This is a genomic window from Pedobacter sp. HDW13, assembly GCF_011303555.1.
Classification (GTDB): domain Bacteria; phylum Bacteroidota; class Bacteroidia; order Sphingobacteriales; family Sphingobacteriaceae; genus Pedobacter.
Window position 1 is genome coordinate 4,121,612 of the sequence record NZ_CP049868.1, and the last position, 16,580, is coordinate 4,138,191.

15 protein-coding genes are annotated in these 16,580 nt (G+C 39.8%); 6 read left to right on the top strand and 9 right to left on the bottom strand.

Going from position 1 to position 16,580, the window contains the following annotated elements; all coding sequences use genetic code 11:
- Positions 1 to 391 precede the first annotated feature (391 nt).
- From gyrB to G7074_RS17375, 3 genes are all read left to right on the top strand, one after another.
- On the top strand, positions 392 to 2,350 hold the full coding sequence (gene gyrB / locus G7074_RS17365; protein WP_124560712.1) for a DNA topoisomerase (ATP-hydrolyzing) subunit B: 1,959 nt from the start codon (positions 392 to 394) through the stop codon (positions 2,348 to 2,350).
- A gap of 152 nt (positions 2,351 to 2,502) precedes the next feature.
- Complete coding sequence (locus tag G7074_RS17370) at positions 2,503 to 2,841, top strand: PadR family transcriptional regulator (RefSeq protein WP_166210148.1); 339 nt, start codon at positions 2,503 to 2,505, stop codon at positions 2,839 to 2,841.
- A gap of 37 nt (positions 2,842 to 2,878) precedes the next feature.
- Positions 2,879 to 3,355 (top strand): hypothetical protein, encoded by a 477-nt coding sequence (locus G7074_RS17375; RefSeq protein ID WP_124560710.1) that lies wholly within the window; start codon positions 2,879 to 2,881, stop codon positions 3,353 to 3,355.
- A 358-nt stretch (positions 3,356 to 3,713) separates the two neighbouring features.
- On the opposite strand, the gene G7074_RS17380 is transcribed toward G7074_RS17375, so the two are convergent.
- The 9 genes from G7074_RS17380 to mdh all read right to left on the bottom strand — a co-directional run bounded on the left by G7074_RS17380 (position 3,714) and on the right by mdh (position 10,825).
- A complete protein-coding gene (locus G7074_RS17380) occupies positions 3,714 to 4,640 on the bottom strand; it encodes a bestrophin family protein (protein ID WP_124560709.1) in 927 nt (308 codons plus the stop codon).
- Positions 4,641 to 4,667: 27 nt separating this feature from the next.
- Entirely contained in the window at positions 4,668 to 5,165 is a 498-nt protein-coding gene (locus G7074_RS17385) for a hypothetical protein (protein ID WP_124560708.1), read from the bottom strand.
- 465 nt (positions 5,166 to 5,630) lie between these two features.
- Positions 5,631 to 6,980: a HAMP domain-containing sensor histidine kinase gene (locus G7074_RS17390; protein ID WP_124560707.1), complete on the bottom strand. Its 1,350-nt coding sequence runs from the start codon at positions 6,978 to 6,980 to the stop codon at positions 5,631 to 5,633.
- Positions 6,981 to 7,658: a response regulator transcription factor gene (locus G7074_RS17395; RefSeq protein ID WP_124560706.1), complete on the bottom strand. Its 678-nt coding sequence runs from the start codon at positions 7,656 to 7,658 to the stop codon at positions 6,981 to 6,983.
- A gap of 170 nt (positions 7,659 to 7,828) precedes the next feature.
- Positions 7,829 to 8,365: an SRPBCC family protein gene (locus tag G7074_RS17400; protein ID WP_124560705.1), complete on the bottom strand. Its 537-nt coding sequence runs from the start codon at positions 8,363 to 8,365 to the stop codon at positions 7,829 to 7,831.
- Between the two features lie 63 nt (positions 8,366 to 8,428).
- Entirely contained in the window at positions 8,429 to 8,824 is a 396-nt protein-coding gene (locus G7074_RS17405; RefSeq protein ID WP_124560704.1) for a group III truncated hemoglobin, read from the bottom strand.
- Positions 8,808 to 9,248 carry a hypothetical protein gene (locus tag G7074_RS17410; RefSeq protein ID WP_124560703.1) on the bottom strand — a complete coding sequence of 147 codons (441 nt, stop codon included), beginning with the start codon at positions 9,246 to 9,248 and terminating at the stop codon, positions 8,808 to 8,810. The genes G7074_RS17405 and G7074_RS17410 overlap by 17 nt, the downstream gene beginning before the upstream one ends.
- Positions 9,249 to 9,312: 64 nt before the next feature.
- Positions 9,313 to 9,738 (bottom strand): aspartyl protease family protein, encoded by a 426-nt coding sequence (locus G7074_RS17415; RefSeq protein WP_124560702.1) that lies wholly within the window; start codon positions 9,736 to 9,738, stop codon positions 9,313 to 9,315.
- Positions 9,739 to 9,886: 148 nt separating this feature from the next.
- The gene (mdh, locus tag G7074_RS17420) at positions 9,887 to 10,825 is read right to left on the bottom strand and encodes a malate dehydrogenase (protein ID WP_124560701.1); all 939 of its coding nucleotides are present in this window, start codon (positions 10,823 to 10,825) and stop codon (positions 9,887 to 9,889) included.
- Positions 10,826 to 11,054: 229 nt separating this feature from the next.
- On the opposite strand from mdh, the gene G7074_RS17425 reads away from it, so the two are divergent.
- The 3 genes from G7074_RS17425 (at position 11,055) to trxA (ending at position 16,569) form a co-directional block, all read left to right on the top strand.
- On the top strand, positions 11,055 to 11,510 hold the full coding sequence (locus G7074_RS17425) for a lipocalin family protein (protein WP_166210151.1): 456 nt from the start codon (positions 11,055 to 11,057) through the stop codon (positions 11,508 to 11,510).
- Positions 11,511 to 11,659: 149 nt separating this feature from the next.
- Positions 11,660 to 16,093, top strand: coding sequence for a DNA polymerase III subunit alpha (dnaE, locus tag G7074_RS17430; RefSeq protein ID WP_124560699.1), 4,434 nt, complete (start codon positions 11,660 to 11,662; stop codon positions 16,091 to 16,093).
- Positions 16,094 to 16,248: 155 nt separating this feature from the next.
- Positions 16,249 to 16,569 carry a thioredoxin gene (trxA, locus tag G7074_RS17435; RefSeq protein ID WP_039482143.1) on the top strand — a complete coding sequence of 107 codons (321 nt, stop codon included), beginning with the start codon at positions 16,249 to 16,251 and terminating at the stop codon, positions 16,567 to 16,569.
- The last annotated feature ends 11 nt before the right edge of the window (positions 16,570 to 16,580 follow it).

Below are 16,580 nucleotides of genomic sequence, written 5' to 3' on the forward strand. Positions count from 1 at the left end.
TTCCTGCTATCGCTTTACTGTACAAACAGCTGGAAAAAAGCTGTTTGCTTCGTGTTCGCTTATATCGGGTTTAGGTAGCTAAGGCAGCTTTAAAATTAGCGGTAGCGTGTGCATAACTAACAAAAGAACCACAATGTGAATATTAAACCCGATCCGATAGCTATCGGATAAAATGGAAAGCACCCGATTCTTCATCGGGACTTGTAATGTAGCGCGGGACTAACGCTGAAATGGAATGCAGGTTTGGCTTTTCAATAGCATATTTAAACTATGCCTAACAGCTTTTTGCTTTGGTCTTTAAGCGGTCACATCTCTCCTCAAAACTTATCCACATATTAGCTTAATTGCCAAAATTTCCGTATTTTTGATACTTATAGTTTTTAATTAATATATGAGCGAAGAACAGGATTTAAAGTCAAATTATTCGGCAGATAATATACAGGTTTTAGAAGGTTTAGAAGCGGTGCGTAAGCGCCCTTCGATGTATATAGGTGATACGGGTGTTAAAGGATTACACCATTTGGTTTACGAGGTTGTAGATAACTCTATTGATGAGGCTTTGGCTGGTCATGCAGATACAATCGACGTTAGGATTTTACAAGGAAACTCGATCAGGGTTGAAGATAACGGCCGTGGTATCCCGACCGGAATTAATACTAAAGAAAATAAATCGGCGCTTGAGATCGTAATGACGGTTTTACACGCCGGTGGTAAATTTGATAAAGATACTTACAAAGTTTCTGGTGGTTTACACGGTGTGGGGGTAAGTTGCGTTAACGCCTTATCTACCGATTTAAAAGCAGAGGTGCACCGTGAAGGTAAAATCTGGATGCAGGAGTATAAAATTGGGGTTCCGCAATATGATGTGAAAGAAGTTGGAACTACGGATAAGCGTGGTACGATTGTAACTTTTACTCCGGATGCAACTATCTTTACCCAAACTACCGAATACAAATACGATACTTTAGCTGGTCGTTTGCGCGAGCTGGCTTTCTTAAATAAAGGCATTAAGCTTACTTTAACAGATGAGCGTGAAACTTTAGCCGATGGCAGTTTCTTCGCCGAAACTTTCCACTCGGAAGGTGGTTTGAAAGAGTTTGTTGCCTTTTTAGATGGTACACGTACTTCGATCTTGGCTGAACCAATTTATATTGAAGGTATTAAAAATGGTATTCCGGTTGAGCTGGCTTTCCAGTATAACGACAGTTATTCTGAAAATGTACACTCTTACGTAAACAACATTAATACCCACGAAGGTGGTACCCATATTGCGGGTTTCCGCAGGGGTTTAACCCGTACTTTAAAAAACTATGCCGATAAGGAAGGTTTGTTAAAGAACGTAAAAATGGAAATTACCGGCGATGACTTTAGAGAAGGTTTAACTGCGGTAGTTTCTGTAAAAGTACAAGAGCCTCAGTTTGAAGGACAAACTAAAACCAAACTGGGTAACAGTGAGGTAATGGGATCGGTAGATGTGGCTGTAGGTGAGGCACTGGGTAATTACCTGGAAGAAAATCCGAAAGAAGCCAAAATGATTATCAATAAGGTAATCTTAGCTGCTACTGCGCGTGCAGCGGCACGTAAAGCCCGCGAAATGGTTCAACGGAAGAGCGTAATGGGCGGTTCGGGTTTACCTGGTAAACTGGCCGATTGCTCTGACAGTGATCCGGAAAGATGCGAAATCTACTTGGTAGAGGGTGACTCGGCGGGTGGTACCGCTAAGCAAGGTCGCGATAGAAACATTCAGGCTATTTTACCTTTAAAGGGTAAGATTCTGAACGTAGAGAAAGCGATGGAGCACAAAATTTACGAGAACGACGAGATTAAAAATATGTTTACCGCAATTGGGGTGAGCATTGGTACACCTGAAGATGATAAGGCCTTGAACTTAACTAAACTGCGTTACCACAAAATCGTAATCATGACGGATGCTGATATTGACGGTTCGCACATTACGACCCTGATTTTAACATTCTTCTACCGTTACATGCGCGCATTAATTGAAGCTGGTTATGTTTACATTGCATCGCCACCACTTTATCAGGTTAAAAAAGGTAAAGATTTCGAATATTGCTGGAATGACGTACAACGCGATGCGGCTGTACAACGTTTAAAAGGTGCAGGTAAGGAAGAAAGCGTACACATTCAACGTTACAAAGGTTTGGGTGAGATGAACGCCGAGCAGTTGTGGGATACTACTTTAAATCCGGCAACGCGTACTTTATTGCAGGCTACCATTGAAAGTGCTGCAGAATGCGATCACACTTTCTCTATGTTAATGGGCGATGAAGTTGCACCACGTAGAGAGTTTATTGAGCGTAACGCGAAATATGCGAAGATTGATGCTTAATTGAGCTTAAAGCTCAAAGACTAAAGCAGAAAGCTAAATAATTAACCCTTTTCAAGTTAAATCTTGGAAAGGGTTTTTGTTTTTTAATGATATTAATTCTAAAATTTATATACATAGTTTTCTTATGTATTTGTATTTTATACATTTGACCTATGGCAGTTAATAACGAATTATTTAAAGGCACCTTACAAACCATTATCCTCAATCTTTTATCAGAAAATGAGCGGATGTACGGTTATGAAATTACGCAAATGGTAAAATCGGTTACAAAAGGAGAATTACTGTTGAAAGAAGGTGCGCTGTATCCAGCATTGCACAAACTCGAAGCCGAAGGTTTGCTCGAAACCACTACAGAAGTGGTTGGAAACAGGCTTAGGAAATATTACTCTTTATCTAAAGATGGTGAGAAAGAAGTGATAAATAAGCTTCAGGAAGCAAAGGATTTTATTGGTCATTTACAAGTGTTGTTAAACTTGAAGCCAGTAATTTAAAGGAAATTAACAACAGAAAAATTTTGATCATTTAAGAATGAACTTAACTAAAGAACAATTAGAGGAGCTTAGACGTTTTATCCGGCAAAAGGGTATTTCTTATATTGATGTGCAGATGGAAATTTTAGACCATGTGGCTTCATCTGTAGAAGAAAAGATGACCAATAAGCCCGATCTGGATTTTGAAAACGCACTTAAACGAACCTACAAAGGTTTCGGGGTTTTAGGTTTTAATGTTATTGTAAATGGAATTGTTAATGCCATTCAGAAAAGATATAACCGCTTTTTCTGGAAAAGTTTTACTTCTTTTTTTGGTTTCAGGTATATTTCAATTGTATGTTTTTCAGTGTTGGCGCTCTATAAAATGCTTGCATTTATAGGGAAGGATGAGTTTTACAAATTCACTATCATCGGATTACTTGTTATTACCGCTGGTGTATTGTTAACCAATTTTCTGATCAAAGACTATAAAAAATACCTTTCCTTTAAATCTGGAACTTCCTTTCCTTTTTAGGTACGGGGTTGTTTTTTGCCAATTTGATAATAAATAAAATGTCTGCAAGTACTACTGTTTTATCAATGATCGCATGGCAGTTAGCAGCTGCATTATCAGTTGTGTTATTTATAGTTTATTTCATAGCAGCTTTAAAAACCGCAAAGGCGGGCATGAATGAAAGTAAATCATTAATAGAGAAATATAACATATTGTATAACTAGTTTTGTTGGGTTATAAGATAGTACACAAAAAAGCCATTCAAAAATTTCGAATGGCTTTTATTATTTGTACACTTAACTACAGCCGCTCCTCATCCAAGGAACAAACCGTAGTACTTAACTAACCGCTATCAAACGATTTTCTTTATCGACTGGCCCTACAAAATGTAGTACGATCCTACAGGAGCCAGTTCTGTTTGAGGTTTATCCTCGTATATTTTATTGTCATCCAGCATCTGGCATAAATCGCGTTCAATGTTTCTGCAAATGGTGGTGGTTGGTGTATCAGTCGGTTTATTTTCGAATGGATCCTGTAGATGTACCGCCATTTTTTCTACTAAAAGAAAAAACGCTGCAATAGCTACAACCAGAGGTACCTCCATATATCCGAAGTATTCTATCAAACCAAATGGAAGCAATACAATAAATAAATGAATAGACATATTGATGTATTTGCTATAGGTAACCGGAAAAACCGTGTTTTTGATCCTTTCCGAACCGCCCATGTGGTTACACAAGGCTGTAATGGTTTTATCGATCTCTATTTGCTGGTATTTATTTATCCAGCCTTCCTGTAAAGCTTTTTTAAGGTCCATAGCATGTAACTCCAGTATAGAAGTGGTTACATTTTTACGTTTCTTAATAAAAGCCATTTCCTCGGCACTCAGGTATTCTTCCAATCCTTTTCGGGCGTTAAATCCTCTTAACGATTGGCTTAAAGCATAACACCAGGCAATCTGTCTTTTGATAAACTTTTCTTTAAAGGCTTCAATCTCATCGGAGCCATAAGGATTCTCTACGAACGACAATATCTGGCGGGAGATTGATCTCGAATCGTTAACTATGGCCCCCCATAGGATTCTGGCCTCCCACCATCTATCGTAAGCCTGATTCGAACGAAATGCCAATAACAGGGAAATGATGGTTCCCAATAATGCCGGTACTGCAACTGGAATGGATATACGCGTAACATGGAAGTTTTCGTATAGCACTACGATACCTATTGAGTAGCCTATAACAAACAGAAGTTCTTTCTTGATCTTCCCGAATATATAAGTGAGCGGAATATTATTTCGTAACAGCATATGATAATTTTTTTAAATGATTTTTGATTAAGCACTTGCTTCCTGCAACTGCGTTTCCTGAATCTTGGTATCGATTAAATTTTCTGTGGCCAAAACACTTGTTGGTGTTAACTGAATTACTGGGCATCCGGCACGTCCGGTTAAAAACTTCGGGTCGATGCTATATTTGTTGATGGGTGTAAAGTTGTAGCCATCTAAATAAGCAATACAGTCTACATCAAAAGCTTCGATAAAGTTTTTAAAGGCAGCAACCGTACTTCCGTAAAAATACTCAAGGCCTACTGCGCCAATCTGACCGGCATATTTTGCTTTAACCTCGTTTAATTGCTGATAAAATTCGTCGCTTATGTTTTCATAGTCGCGGCTGCGGCGGCTTAACATCAGCATATCGGTTATCGAATCTGATAATTTAAAAGCGTGTACAAAAATGATATTCAGGGTTTCGTTACGCTGGTTTTGAACAAGCGCATCGATAATGTTAATGCTTCCTAATTTAAAATCGGTAGGTACTAAAACTGTTTTCATGGCTTTATCTTGTTTAAATGAATTAAATATTTATACAAGTTTAGCCCGAAGTTATTACAGCGAAATAAGAATGGTATTAGAATGAGATTAGAATGTACACCTTTTTGGAATTAACTGTTTATTGGTTCATTTGTGCTGGTAGAAAAACAATAACTGGTTTGCATTATTATTTCCCGCAGATTAAACAATGGATGCTTATCAGCGTATTCTGCGAAATCAGCGGGCGAGGAAATAGATTTACAATTAATTATTTTCCTGCAGATTTAAGGAGATTAACACGGAGCAACTAAACCAAGAAATAATAACCAAAGGAGAGACTATCAATTAATAATGCATGAACAAGAAATAATAACCAAAAAACAATAATCAAGGGAGAGACTATAAATAAATGATATATAAACAACGCATTCCCTATTGAACGATTAGTCTATTAACTAATGACCAATGATTAATGGAACCATTGAATTAAACTTTAATAGGTAACAAAACCTTAATCTCAGTACCTACGCCCTCCTGCGATTTGATGGCAATACTACCACGGTGCAGGCGGATAATGTTTAAAGAAAGGGGAAGCCCCACGCCATAACCTTTAAAATCGTTGGTGTTTGATGCGCGGTAAAAGGGCTCGAATATATGCTGGATATCGGTTTGGGGAATTCCGATACCTCTATCTGTAACGGCAATAGAAAGGGTGTTGGCATTGCTTTCTATACTAACACTTACCAGCTTTTCATTCGAATATTTGCAGGCATTACTCACAATATTGTTTAAGGCAAGTTTCATGAGGTTCTTGTTTGCCCTTAAAGTAAGCAGGTTTTCATCGTCTGGGAGTTTGCTAAAGTCGATTTCAATTTTGCTGTTGGGATGTACCTGGTTAACCGAATCTTTAATTTCCCAGAGCAGTTCGTCCATTCTTACTTCTTCCCAGGGTTGGTTTTTTCCGTTAAAGCCCGATTGGGCTAAACCCAATAAACTTGTTAGGATATGTTCCAACCGCTCGGCTTCGTCTTTAATTTTAGATAAGGCCTTCTCCTGTTTCTGTTGGTCATCGATGGTTTTCATGGCCAGTTCTACTTCGCCACTGATGATGGTTAAAGGTGTTCTTAATTCGTGCGAGGCATTGCTGATGAAATTGTTTTGCGTTTCAAAAGCAGTTTCCAAACGGTTAAGCATGTTGTTAAAAGTTTGGGCCAGTTGCGACATTTCATCATTTCCATCTTTAACATCAAGCCTTAAGTGCAAATTTTCGGCCTTGATTTTTTTTACGCTTTTAATAATGTTGCGCAATGGCATCAGCATGTAGTTGGAGAATTTCCAGCCTACAATGAACGATAAAATAACCGAGAGGAAAAAACCGATGATCAGGATTCTTTGCAGGTCTTTCAACTCCCGAAAGCCAAAGGGATCGTTTGCAGAAACAATAACGATGTAACCGCTATTTTTATTTTCAAAGAATTTGCCGGCATAAAAGTGGTTTTCAACCCGGTATCGGGCCATGGCGCCTGTTTTTATCCGGTTGTAAAAGCTTGCTGGCAACTTGCGATCGAGCGCTTTAACTTCTCCGGCCCGCATAATATATTCTTTTTCGGAAGGTAGGCGCTCCAGGTACTGGTTACGCATTTTGGCATAAGCAGTGTTGTTAACATCTTCATAGAGTTTAATCTGGGCGGCAATTTTAACCCTGGCCTCTAAACGTTTGTAAAAGTCTTCGAAAGCAAATTCGTTAGAGAAATACCAAACAAAACCACTTAACAGGGAAATAATAACGGCCGAGAGAATGGCAAAGAGTAAAGTGATTTTTTTGGCGATCTTCATTTATTTTTCTTTTAACACATAACCGAGGCCTACGGCAGTGTGGATGAGTTTCTGACCGGCGTTTTTATCTATTTTTTTGCGGAGGTAGTTTACGTAAACATCAACTACGTTGGTACCAAGGTTAAAGTCTATATCCCAAACATTCTCTAAGATATCAATCCGCGATAAAATTTTCGATTTATTTTTAGCCAGGTATTCGAGGAGGCGGTATTCTGTTGCTGTGAGTACGATTTCCTGCTGGTTGCGTTTTACCGTTTTGGCACTAAGGTTAATTTGCAGGTCGGCAATGTTAATAATCTGATCCTGGGTAGTAATGCCGTTGTATCTTCTAAGCAACATTCTTATCCTTGCAAAAAGTTCGGCAAACTTAAAGGGTTTAATCAGGTAATCGTCGGCACCGTTATCGAGCCCGTTTACTACATTTTCGGTAGTACCCAATGCGGTAAGCATAATAATGGGGGTTTGGGGTTTCTGTGTTTTGATAATTTTACAGAGCTCCAGACCGTTTATGCCGGGTAGCATAATATCGAGAATGATGAGGTCGAAATCATGTTCTGTGGCCATCTGTTTCCCGATTAACCCATCGGGGGCAATACTAACCGTGAAGCCTTCTTCCGTAAGTCCTCTCGATACCACAGAAACCACACTCGGTTCATCTTCTACAAGTAATAAATTCATTTAAGTAGCAAATAATCTAAAAAATAGCGAAATACAAAATATTTAGCGCCAGAAGTTATTTTTTAATGCTTTTTTAACGCGAAACCGACACAATTGTTTGAATTTTAGACAGCAAAAAGAAAGCTCCTCAATTGCGATTGAGAAGCCTTAATTATTTTTGTTAGCTAAAATTAGCTTCCTTTTTCTGATTTTTCTTTCAGCGATTTTAAGCCATCCTCAAAATCTTTGCCTATCATTTTATCCATGCTTACGAAAACACACATCCATTTAGAAATCATATTGTTTTCGCCGCTCATGGTCCAGGTTACTTTCTGGCCGGTACCATCAGGCTGAATGTCGAATTTAGTATCGGCCAAACTTTCGAAAGGTTTAATGAATTTAAGCTCAATATCTACGTTTGTACTTGGTTTTGCTGTTAATATAGTCATCGATCCCTGTCCGGTTTCTTTACCTTCCCATGTGTAAATGTGGCCAGGTTGAGCAGGCGTGCCAGCGTAAGTTGTTTTGGCACTTGGTTCCATTTTAGCCCATGGATTCCATTTGTAGAACTCTTTAAAATCGGCAATGTTTCTGTAAATAACACTATCGGGTGCATTAATTACAGTGCTGCGACTAACTGAATAGGTTTTTGGTAATACCAGTCCGCCTATAACAAAGATAATTGCCAGTACGACAATAATACCTACTAAGATTTTCAGAAATTTCATATTTGATTGTTTTGGTTAACTTAAATTTATAAAGAAACCAGTATAAATCAAAACAAAATTTGTTTAAACGATTTTGATTTTTGTGGGCAGGGCATTCAATTTAAAATGCATTAAATCGGCAATAGACTGCGCCTTTTGCTTAATAGTTTCGGCATTTGGCCCTGCAAATAAATCATCAACGGTCTCATAAAACAGGTTTTTCCAAATGCCGAACTCTGCTGTTTGCAAGGGTGCTTTATCGTTAATGGCAAAATGGGTAAGCATAGGGTTGCCTTTGTAAATCGCTTTGCCAAAAAGGATACTTTCCCAAAAATCGTACATCTTGGGTAGGTGGTGCTGCCAGTCTACTTTCGCTATCTGGGTAAATATCGGTCCGATTTTATCATTTAGCTGCACCCCCTTGTAAAAGCTATCAACCAAAAGAATAATGTCTTCCCTGTTATTAATATCGTTTTTCATAGCGCAATGAGTTTAGGTTTAAGCACCCAAGTACAATTAGTAGTAAAAGTTTGATGCTTTCGATGATGATATACAAAATATGATGATGGCTTGTGGCTGGTGGCATGCCTGCCAAAACCAGTTTTGCCCTTTCATCTAATAATGGCAACAGCCAAAAAGTATCGGCCAGTAAGATAAGGGTAAGTATAACAAGTAGCTTACTTTTAATGTTTTTGAAAGGTGCCGGAAAGGAACAAATTAAAACAACGGCTAACAGGGTAATTTCGATTTTGTTGAGCGCCTGAAAAACCAACTGCCCAATGCCCAAACCCAATGAAATGGTAATGCCGGGAGCCTGAAACTTAAGCGGTGCTTCTAAAAAACTGATCCCGGCAATTAATCCTGCCCAGAAAATGAGGCAAAAACATGCGATTAACTTCTTCATTTGATACAAATATCACCTTTAATGAATTGTAAAAAATGATTAGGGTCATAAAAAGAAATAATCTTTATTTATACAGCCTTAAAATCATTTTGTTGTAATCGATAACGGCTTTATACTGCATTAAAATATCGCCCCCAATAATGCCCGAAATAGGAGGGTGGCCAAATTGCTGGTAGGTATCGCTCACCGATTGAAGATCGAAAGCAACGGTTTCGTAATTTTTGATTTTTAACAAACCTATTTTCAGCTCTGGGATGGTAGCCTGAATGGTGGTTGTGGTAGTAAAAAGTGTAGCCGCATTAATTTCTTCGGATACCTGAAGGGTTGCGGCAAGGTGTTGCTCAATAAGGGCCTTATCGAACACGCTGCGCGAAGCTCCTGTATCCAGTACAACTAAATGGGTATCTTTAAAAATAACAACTTCTACCAAAAGGTGAAAGCCATCGTCTTGCAGGTTAATAAGTTTAAGCGGTATTGAAATTGATCTCATTGTTTATTATTTGTTATTGCCCTTTAAATACGCTCAGGGCAACAATCTGGTTAAGCATAAAAAAATGCCACGGAGGTACGAAATACACAGATAATAAATCTATTCTGTGCTTCGGTGTTTCCGTGGCAAAAAAGAAGTGAAGGGCGTACTAAACCAATTTCATTTCTGCCAGTACGCTGTTCATATTTCTAACGGCATCGGCACTTTTGTTAAATGCTGCCTGCTCATCATCAGTTAATTTAAAATCGATTATTTTTTCCCAGCCGCTACGGCCAACAATCACCGGTACACCTAAACAGATGTCATCCTGACCGTATTCGCCTTCTAAAGAAACACAGCAGGTAAATAATTTTTTCTCGTCGCGTAAAATGGCTTCAACCAAAGCTGCGCCAGCTGCACCGGGGGCATACCAGGCAGAAGTTCCAATCAAACCTGTTAAGGTTGCACCGCCAACCATAGTGTCGGCAGCAACTTTATCCAAAGTAGCTTTATCAAGTAAATTGCTTACCGGTAAACTTTGGTAAGTAGCCAAACGGGTTAATGGAATCATGGTGGTATCGCCATGACCGCCAATTACAAAACCTTGCAAATCGTTAGGATTGCAGTTTAAAGCCTGTGATAAATAAAACTTAAAGCGCGAGCTATCTAAGGTGCCACCCATACCAATAATCCGGTTTTTAGGTAGGCCTAACGATTTCAGGGCTAAATAAGTCATGGTATCCATCGGGTTACTTATCACGATAATGATCGCCTCCGGAGAGAATTTTAATATATTTTCGGCTACACCTTTTACAATGCCGGCATTAATGCCAATCAGTTCTTCGCGTGTCATACCCGGTTTGCGTGGCAAACCTGATGTGATAACCACCACATCCGAACCTGCAGTTTTACTGTAATCGCCTGTTACGCCGGTAATTTTGGTGTCGTAACCCAAAAGGGTTGCGGTTTGCATCATATCGATGGCTTTACCTTCGGCGAAACCTTCTTTAATATCTAATAATACAAGCTCGTTCGCCAGTTCTTTTCGTGCAATATTATCTGCACAAGTTGCGCCAACTGCGCCTGCTCCTACAACCGTTACTTTCATATATCTAAAATTTTATGGTTTGCTGTATAAATATCAATCGAAGGTATAAATAAATATAAGGTTTAAAAATGCTTTTGAAAACTTTATAGGCTGATAAGTGTGCAATCGATACTAAAAGGCTCGCAATTGATACTTGCAGGAGTCGCACCCATAAAGGATGGGAAACATTGCGTGGTGATCGTTAAAACTTTATTTCTAATCTGATGGTTATTGATTAAAGCCTATTATCATGGAAAATAAACCTATTTCGGATATCGATTATAAAGCCTTTGAAGGCAAATGGTATTCTTTGTATTCGATCCCGACTTTAATGGATAAACATTGGAAACAGACTACTGAAACCTACACTTTGGCTGATAATGATCATTTTGATGTGTATACCGCTTACCATAAAGCTGGCAAGGTCGAAGAGAAATCAATTACTTCTAAACTGTTTTTTGATGCGGCGGTACACAATGGCGGTATGAAAGCCCAGTTTTTATGGCCTTTTAAAATCGGCTACCGGATTATAGAACTGGCCGACGATTACAGTTACGTGGTAGTAGGGCACCCTGAAGAAAAGTACCTTTTTATTATGGCCCGCGAACCCAAAATGGAAGCTGATTTATTGGTGCATATTATTGAAAGGTGCAGGCAGAAAGGTTATGAGGTGAGTAAACTGGTGAGTCAGGAGCATTTTGGCTAAACCTATCAGGTTTTGAAAACCTGATAGGTTTGCTTGAAAGGTTTATTCGTCATTTTTTGTTGATAATTTGCTGACAACTTCCGCTATCAAATTCCTTATTTTTGAAGAACCGTTATTATTCTGAAACGGCTAATTCTTTACCGCACAATATGTACTTAATTTTTGATACCGAAACCACTGGTTTGCCACGTAATTACAATGCACCCATTACCGATACGGATAACTGGCCACGTTGTATTCAGATTGCCTGGCAGCTTCACGATGAGATGGGGAGATTGGTTGAACATCAGGATTATCTGGTTAAACCAGAGGGATTTAATATTCCGTACGATGCAGAAAGAATCCACGGTATTTCTACTGAGTTAGCAGCAGAGCAAGGCATTGGTTTTGATGAAATGCTGGCAAAATTTAACGAGGTATTAAACAAAGCCAAATTTATAGTAGGCCAAAATGTTGGCTTCGATGTGAATATCATGGGTTGCGAGTTTCACCGTTTTGGTGTAGCCAACCGCATGGCCGAAATGCCGGTATTAGATACCTGTACCGAAGTTACCGCACAGCTTTTACAATTGCCAGGCGGTAGAGGGGGCAGGTTTAAGCTACCAACCCTAACCGAGCTGCACTCTTATTTATTTGGTGTTCCGTTTAGCGAAGCGCACAATGCTACTGCCGACGTTGAAGCAACTACCCGTTGTTTCCTGGAGCTGGTAAAAAGAGAGGTTTTTAAAAAAGAAGAATTACAGGTTGATGTAGAATACTTTCCACGTTTCAGGGAAGTAAATCCGGGTTTAATTGAAGGTGTTGGTTTAACGCACATCAATTTAAAAGCAGCATCTGATGAAATCCGTAAACGCATTCAAAAAGCTGAAGGTGGCGGTATTTCTAAACAGGAGCTTGCCGGCAACAGGCAGGAACTCGCCGCAGCAACTTTTGTACATTTACACAACCATACGCAGTTTTCAGTATTACAAAGTACCATTAGTATTTCCGATCTGGTAAAAGCCGCTGCAGCACAAAAAATGCCAGCTGTAGCCATGACCGATCATGCCAATATGATGGGGGCTTTTCACTTTGTAAACCACGTACTGAACCACAATAAAGCCGCCGAAGCCAAAAATGCTGCAGCAATAGAAGCCGGCGAACGCCCAACAGAGGTGGTAATGACACCCATTGTTGGGGTTGAATTTTTTGTTTGTAACAACCATTTAGACCGTACGGCAAAAGATAACGGCTACCAGATGGTATTGCTGGCGAAGAATAAAAAAGGTTATCATAACCTGGCCAAAATGTCGTCGATAGCCTATACCAAGGGTTTTTATTATGTGCCCCGTATCGACAGGCAGGTTATTGAACAATACAAAGAAGATATTATTGTTTTATCGGGTAACCTGGGCGGAGAGATTTCGAACAAAATCCTGAACATGGGCGAAAGCCAGGCAGAAGAAGCACTGATTTGGTGGAAGGGAATGTTTGGCGACGATTTCTACCTGGAGGTTATGCGCCACAACCAGGAAGATGAAGACCGAGTAAACGAAACGCTGATAGCTTTGGCCCGTAAACATGCGGTTAAGCTGGTAGCAACCAACAATACTTATTACGTAAATAAAAAAGATGCCAATGCGCACGATATTTTACTCTGTGTAAAAGATGGCGAAAAGCAGGCAACGCCGATAGGCCGTGGCCGCGGTTACCGTTATGGTTTACCCAACCAGGAATATTACTTCAAGTCGGCCGATGAAATGAAAGCGCTTTTCACCGATTTGCCGGAAGCAATTTTAAACATTAAAGAGATTATCGATAAAATCGAAATCTACAAGCTTGCCCGCGAAGTACTCTTACCTAAATTCGATATCTCTGAAGAGTTTTTAGTCGCAGAAGATGAAGCCGACGGTGGAAAAAGAGGTGAAAACAAATATCTGAGACATTTAACCTACGAAGGTGCCAAACGCCGCTACGGAACCTTAACAGATGATGTTACCGAACGTTTGGATTTCGAGCTGGCCACCATCGAAAAAACAGGTTATCCCGGTTACTTCCTGATTGTGCAGGATTTTATTGCCGAAGCACGTAACCTCGATGTATCGGTTGGTCCGGGCAGGGGATCGGCAGCAGGTTCTGCAGTAGCATACTGTTTGGGTATTACCAATATCGATCCGATTAAATACGATCTCCTTTTTGAGCGTTTCTTGAATCCCGATCGTGTATCCATGCCCGATATTGATATCGATTTTGATGATGAGGGACGTGGTCGTGTAATGGATTATGTAATTAATAAATACGGTGCCAACCAGGTAGCGCAGATTATTACTTACGGTACCATGGCCGCCAAATCATCTATCCGCGATACAGCGCGTGTATTGGATTTACCTTTGTTTGAGGCCGATAAAATTGCAAAGCTGATTCCGAATATGAAGCTGGCCAAAATCTTTACCCTCGACGAAAAGAGTTTAAAAGATGCTTTACGCCCTGATGAATATGAAAAGGTAGTAGAACTTAAAAACCTGGGTAGTTTAAAAGATTTAAGTGCCGAAACCATTCAGCAGGCACAGGTTTTAGAAGGATCATTACGTAACACTGGTATTCATGCCTGCGGGGTAATTATTACGCCGAGTGATATCACCAACTTCGTTCCCGTTTCGGTTGCTAAAGATTCTGATTTATATGTTACCCAGTTTGATAACTCGGTTGTAGAGAGCGCTGGCTTATTAAAAATGGACTTCCTGGGGTTAAAAACTTTAACCCTGATAAAAGATACCGTAAAACTGGTTAAGAAAAGGCATCAAATTGATCTCAATCCCGATAATTTCCCGATTGATGATGTATTGACCTACGAGCTTTTCCAGCGTGGTGAAACCATTGGTATTTTCCAGTATGAGAGTCCGGGGATGCAGAAGTACATGAAGGAGCTTAAGCCAACGGTGTTCGACGATTTAATTGCCATGAATGCCTTATACCGTCCGGGACCGATGGAATACATTCCGAGTTTCGTTCGCCGTAAAAATGGCGAGGAAGAAATTAAGTACGATTTAGATGCCTGCGAGGAATATTTAAAAGAAACTTACGGAATTACCGTTTACCAGGAGCAGGTAATGCTTTTATCGCAAAAGCTGGCTGGCTTTACCAAAGGTGAGGCCGACGTTTTGCGTAAGGCGATGGGTAAGAAACAGAAAGACGTACTCGATAAAATGAAACCTAAGTTTGTGAAACAGGCTTCGGAAAAAGGCCATGATGCCACCGTTTTAGAGAAAATATGGAAAGATTGGGAAGCCTTTGCATCTTACGCCTTCAATAAATCGCACTCTACCTGTTATGCCTGGATTGCTTATCAAACGGCTTATTTAAAGGCGCACTATCCGGCTGAGTACATGGCTGCGGTACTATCCAATAACATGAGCGATATTAAGCAGGTGGCTTTCTTTATGGAAGAATGTCGCCAGATGAGTGTTACCGTATTGGGACCTGATGTGAACGAATCTGACCTTAAATTCTCGGTAAATGCCAAAGGCGAAGTTCGTTTCGGTATGTCGGCGGTAAAAGGAGTTGGAGAAAAGGCGGTAGAAAGTATCATTGAAGAGCGGTCGGCAAACGGACCTTATGCCAGTGTGTATGATTTTGCCAAACGCTCCAACACGCGTATTGTAAATAAAAAAGCTTACGAGAGTTTTGTGTATAGCGGTGCTTTCGATGCTTTTGGCGGGCATAGGGCACAGTTTTTTTATATTGGTCCGCACGATAAAATGAACGGGATCGAGAAGATTATCAAATTTGCCAACGATTTTCAGAACAACGAGAGTACTTCACAGGCTTCTTTGTTTGGTGGTTCCAAAGCAGATTTGATTTTAGAACCTTCATTACCGGTTTCGCCTGAATGGGCGTTAATGGACAGACTGAAATATGAGAAAGATGCCATCGGGATTTTCCTTTCGGGGCACCCGCTGGATAATTATAAATTAGAACTCGATAAATTCTGTACCCATAACGTTAAGCAGTTAAGTATTATTAACAAGGTGCGTATGGGCGATAGTAATGAAGAGGTGCTGGCCGAATTTGATAAACTGAAAAATCGGGAGCTTTGTGTGGGTGGTTTGGTGGTAACGGCATCGCAACGCATTACCAAAACCGGGAAACCCTTTGGTACCTTTGTTTTCGAAGATTACGACGATGCTTCAGAAATGGCGCTGTTTGGCGAAGATTTCCTAAAGTTTAAATCGTTTTTAACCGAAGGATACTTCTTGCAAATCAGGGGTAGGGTAGGCGAACGTTTCGGTAAGGCTGGCGATTGGGAATTTAAGATCACAGCAATTAACTTAATGTCGGAACTGAGGGATAAACTGGCCAAAAGTTTAACCATACAAGTACCTATTGAACGGGTAAACGATCAGCTGATGCGTGAAATAGAGGCGATATTAGCAGACAATAAGGCAAACTCTGAGCAGCAAAACTGCCAACTTAACTTTGCCGTTTTTGATAGTGAAAAACAGATTATGTTAGATCTTAGCTCTAAAAGTCTTAAAATAAACCCAAACAACAAGTTCCTGGAACAATTACTGGGCTTAAATGTTGTTAATTACAAGTTAAACTAGCGTTTGGCGTTTGGCGCTCAGCGTTTAGGCTTATCAAACGCTATGCGCTCTGCGAAGCCCGCTTTGCGCTTTTACCAAAATAATGTCAAATTGGCATTACAGAATTGGTGGCATTACAATTGAATACATATATTTGAACATAAAAAAAATTAATTATGGCATTAGAAATCACAGATGCAAACTTCGAGGAGCTTGTATTAAAATCAGATAAACCCGTATTAGTAGATTTTTGGGCAGAATGGTGTGGCCCTTGTCGCATGGTTGGTCCAGTAGTAGAAGAGATCGCTAAAGAATATGATGGTAAAGCGGTAGTTGGAAAAGTAAACGTTGATAACAACCCTCAAATTTCAATGCAGTTTGGTATCCGCAATATTCCTGCTTTATTATACTTTAAAGGTGGTGAAGTAGTAGACAAACAAGTTGGTGCTGTTCCAAAATCAGTATTAGCAGAAAAATTAAACAAGCAACTAGCTTAGTTTAAGCCGAG

What these genes read in the sequence shown, in the direction of transcription:
- gyrB (WP_124560712.1), top strand. Translation starts at nt 392, where the DNA reads ATGAGCGAAGAACAGGATTTAAAGTCAAATTATTCGGCAGATAATATA.
- G7074_RS17370 (WP_166210148.1), top strand. Translation starts at nt 2,503, where the DNA reads ATGGCAGTTAATAACGAATTATTTAAAGGCACCTTACAAACCATTATC.
- G7074_RS17375 (WP_124560710.1), top strand. Translation starts at nt 2,879, where the DNA reads ATGAACTTAACTAAAGAACAATTAGAGGAGCTTAGACGTTTTATCCGG.
- G7074_RS17380 (WP_124560709.1), bottom strand. Translation starts at nt 4,640, where the DNA reads ATGCTGTTACGAAATAATATTCCGCTCACTTATATATTCGGGAAGATC.
- G7074_RS17385 (WP_124560708.1), bottom strand. Translation starts at nt 5,165, where the DNA reads ATGAAAACAGTTTTAGTACCTACCGATTTTAAATTAGGAAGCATTAAC.
- G7074_RS17390 (WP_124560707.1), bottom strand. Translation starts at nt 6,980, where the DNA reads ATGAAGATCGCCAAAAAAATCACTTTACTCTTTGCCATTCTCTCGGCC.
- G7074_RS17395 (WP_124560706.1), bottom strand. Translation starts at nt 7,658, where the DNA reads ATGAATTTATTACTTGTAGAAGATGAACCGAGTGTGGTTTCTGTGGTA.
- G7074_RS17400 (WP_124560705.1), bottom strand. Translation starts at nt 8,365, where the DNA reads ATGAAATTTCTGAAAATCTTAGTAGGTATTATTGTCGTACTGGCAATT.
- G7074_RS17405 (WP_124560704.1), bottom strand. Translation starts at nt 8,824, where the DNA reads ATGAAAAACGATATTAATAACAGGGAAGACATTATTCTTTTGGTTGAT.
- G7074_RS17410 (WP_124560703.1), bottom strand. Translation starts at nt 9,248, where the DNA reads ATGAAGAAGTTAATCGCATGTTTTTGCCTCATTTTCTGGGCAGGATTA.
- G7074_RS17415 (WP_124560702.1), bottom strand. Translation starts at nt 9,738, where the DNA reads ATGAGATCAATTTCAATACCGCTTAAACTTATTAACCTGCAAGACGAT.
- mdh (WP_124560701.1), bottom strand. Translation starts at nt 10,825, where the DNA reads ATGAAAGTAACGGTTGTAGGAGCAGGCGCAGTTGGCGCAACTTGTGCA.
- G7074_RS17425 (WP_166210151.1), top strand. Translation starts at nt 11,055, where the DNA reads ATGGAAAATAAACCTATTTCGGATATCGATTATAAAGCCTTTGAAGGC.
- dnaE (WP_124560699.1), top strand. Translation starts at nt 11,660, where the DNA reads ATGTACTTAATTTTTGATACCGAAACCACTGGTTTGCCACGTAATTAC.
- trxA (WP_039482143.1), top strand. Translation starts at nt 16,249, where the DNA reads ATGGCATTAGAAATCACAGATGCAAACTTCGAGGAGCTTGTATTAAAA.